This is a genomic window from Nostoc flagelliforme FACHB-838 (assembly GCF_014698065.1).
In the GTDB taxonomy this organism is placed as follows: domain Bacteria; phylum Cyanobacteriota; class Cyanobacteriia; order Cyanobacteriales; family Nostocaceae; genus Nostoc; species Nostoc flagelliforme_B.
In genome coordinates, this window is sequence record NZ_JACJSI010000572.1 from 1 (window position 1) to 3,026 (window position 3,026).

A 3,026-nucleotide genomic window follows, 5' to 3' on the forward strand; every position below is an offset into this window, starting at 1 on the left:
GATTGCTTATCAGGAGAAATCTTACTAGCTAAAACCTTATTATCATCAAGAAATGAAGATTTAGTGGCGTTATTATTAGAAGTAACTAATACTTTGGATGTACCAATTGATGGAGTTGTTAGTGATGGGCAACAATCAATTCGCAAAGCTGTTAGGTTAGCATTACCTAGAATTGCTCACGGTTTATGTCATTACCATTATCTGAAAGAAGCAATTAAACCCATATATGAGGCAGATCGACATGCAAAAAAGGAATTGAAAAAAAAAGTTAGAGGATTACGAGACATTGAACGTAGTATTACCAATGAAACTCAGGAAATGGCAACTATTATTGAAGATTATTGCTCGGCAGTGCGTAGTTCTATAACCAATGATGGTCATCCACCGTTAGAGGCATCAGGATTAAAGTTACAAGAAAATTTGACATTGATAGAGCAAAGCTTAGAACGGATGGAAAAAAAGTGCTTTAACCCCACCCTTAGTCAACCTCAAACACCTGATAGCTAAGGGTTTATCTGCGACTGCATCTTTATTTTCACCCGTGAGGGTTGCATATCAGTGGGTTGATAAAGCTAGTGATATTCTCAATAATAAAATAGGTCTTGATGCTGCTGGAGTTAAACAAAGTTATCAGGAACTTTTAACAGAAATGTCCCAACAAAAGCAGAAAGCTGGTACACTTAGTACCGCAATCGATAACTTTATAAAAACCACTCATAACTACTGGTCTGGACTTTTTCATTGTTATGAAATTGAAGATTTTCCCAGAACTAATAATGACTTAGAACATGCTTTTGGTATGCTACGTCATCATCAACGTCGTTGTACTGATCGTAAAGTTGCCCCCTCATCCCTCGTTATTCGTGGTTCTGTCAAACTTGCCTGTGCAATCGCTACTAAACTTCATTCTTTTACCGCATCTGATTTAGCACAAGTTGATATTCATACTTGGCTCGAATTACGCTCTCAACTGAAAAAACACCATAAAGCCAGAATTGAACAATATCGATTTCGCAGAGATCCCAAGGGTTACTTGGCTAATCTATAGAGTCGTTTTCTCTAGTGAATTTTACCACACTAGTACAACACAGCGGAAATAAACAGACCATATTGATGGGAGAATAAATAATCAGGTTAAAACCCATTTTGGGGCACAGATCAAGGAATCAGGGTGTGGCTAGATTAACTCCTAAAATCTTAAATTTAAGCGATGGCGAGCGAGATCAACTCCAACAGTTGCTCAACAGACACAACACGCCGCAACTCCTAGCGCTACGAGCCAAAATAATTCTCAAGGCATCAGAGGGTCAAAATCATCGTGAAATCGCGCGAAATTTAGACATAAATCGGCAAACGGCGCGTTTATGGCGAAACCGATGGTTGGAAACTGAGGGTCAAGAATTATCAATTAAGCAAAGATTACAAGACTCTGAGCGTATTGGCGCACGCCCGAAGTTTAGTATGGAACAAGTCATTGAGTTATTTGCGTTGGCTTGTTCCCCACCATCCGATTATGGAAGACCAATAAGTCATTGGACTTCTCAAGAACTAGCGGACGAAATCATAAAACTTGGAATTATTGAAAGCATATCTGTTCGCCATGTTGGAAGATTACTTGAAGAAGCAGAACTTAAACCACACGCCTCGCGCTACTGGTTAACCCCCCCCCTGTGGACGAAGAATTTGACGCCAAAGTGGAAGATATTACTGGTTTATACATCAGAACTCTTGCATAAATATTTTGTGGTATAATTAAGAGTTATTTTATTTTAAATTTTGGGACATTGAAATAGTAAGAGGCTATCATTTTCTTCTAGCAAGTATTATCTAGCGATGCCTACGGCGGGCTGCGCCTACGCTAATTAAGAAGGTGACAGCAAGCATCATTTCAGTTATTTATTAATACTGAAGCTATTGGATTAATTCGATTTTTTTATTCGATTTATAGTGCTAATTCGTGATTATAAATTCCCGCAATTAAATTAGACCTTAAGCCAAAATGTCGGTGACGGTTTCGATATCTATTAGACAAAATCTTAAATATCTTTAGACGACGATTTACGTGTTCAACAGTAATTCTTAATCGATTGAGTTCTCGATTATATTTTTTCTGTTCTTTCGTCAACTTCTTCCCTTTTGGTTTTTTAATCGGTATTTCACTGAATTGATGAATTTTATTAATTCCTTGATAGCCCTTATCCGCGATGACCTTGAGTAATTCTCCAAATTTTATCCCGCTATTTTTAAATAGCCTAAAATCATGGATTCTCCCCAAACCATGAGCTAAACAGATAACTTGACTAGTTTTTTGGTGGATAACTACCTGCGTTTTTAAAGTATGTTCTCCTTGCTTACCGCTAAAAAATCTTTTTTGCCCAATATGAGGTTTTTCAATTGGACTCTCCGTAACATCCATTACAACTACATCTTCTTCAGAGGACATTTTCCATAATTGTTTTTTACCTGGCAAACTAAACTTTCTTGACTTAACTAAAATATTTTCAATTTTAAAAACTATTCGACAAACCGCAGATTCCGAAAGCCCAAAGTCTAACCCAATATGATAATAAGTGCGGTATTCCCTCCAATATTGAATAACCATTAAAACTTGGTCTTCAATAATTAGTTTAGGACGGCGACCTGGCTTCCTCTTCTTTTGAGCATCAGCTTTAACTATATCAACCATTAATTCAAAGCTTTTACGGCTCACTCCAGTCATTCGCTTAAATTTTTTTGCCGTAAGCTGTTTGGCTTTCTCTATTTTCACTGCGCCTCGATGTCCTAATCGCAAATTGCCAAACCCTTAATTATACCATAAAACACTTTTGCAAGAGTTCTTGTATCCGTGGTAAGTTGATCGACAGCAACGGGAAAGTGGATTGCTTGAGAGTAAAATTCTCCTAACGCTTGCCAAGTTGCTCCAACCAGTTTCATCTCAGTCAAAAGCAACTCTGTATTGGCAGCAGTGTTGTACTCAAAATCCTCAAAAGCCGTTGAGATCCCCAAGACATTTAAGCCGGACTGAC

At 37.8% G+C, this 3,026-nt stretch carries 4 protein-coding genes and 1 pseudogene; 3 read left to right on the forward strand and 2 right to left on the reverse strand.

Translation table 11 applies throughout. The features are described from left to right. The 3 genes and pseudogenes from H6G97_RS48955 to H6G97_RS48965 form a co-directional block, all read left to right on the forward strand. Nucleotides 1–507 (forward strand): annotated as a pseudogene (locus H6G97_RS48955) (ISNCY family transposase); the annotation flags it as partial. Nucleotides 508–541: 34 nt separating this feature from the next. Next, nucleotides 542–1,048: a hypothetical protein gene (locus H6G97_RS48960; RefSeq protein WP_190947500.1), complete on the forward strand. Its 507-nt coding sequence runs from the start codon at nucleotides 542–544 to the stop codon at nucleotides 1,046–1,048. Nucleotides 1,049–1,173: 125 nt separating this feature from the next. Further along, on the forward strand, nucleotides 1,174–1,752 hold the full coding sequence (locus H6G97_RS48965) for a helix-turn-helix domain-containing protein (protein WP_190947501.1): 579 nt from the start codon (nucleotides 1,174–1,176) through the stop codon (nucleotides 1,750–1,752). Nucleotides 1,753–1,942: 190 nt separating this feature from the next. Here the strand turns inward: H6G97_RS48965 and H6G97_RS48970 are convergent, their stop codons facing one another. Both H6G97_RS48970 and H6G97_RS48975 read right to left on the reverse strand, forming a co-directional pair. Next, nucleotides 1,943–2,767, reverse strand: coding sequence for an IS5 family transposase (locus tag H6G97_RS48970; protein WP_190947502.1), 825 nt, complete (start codon nucleotides 2,765–2,767; stop codon nucleotides 1,943–1,945). 14 nt (nucleotides 2,768–2,781) lie between these two features. After that, nucleotides 2,782–3,026, reverse strand: a 245-nt coding sequence (locus H6G97_RS48975) for a hypothetical protein (protein ID WP_199350170.1), incomplete at its 5' end; no start/stop codon positions are given.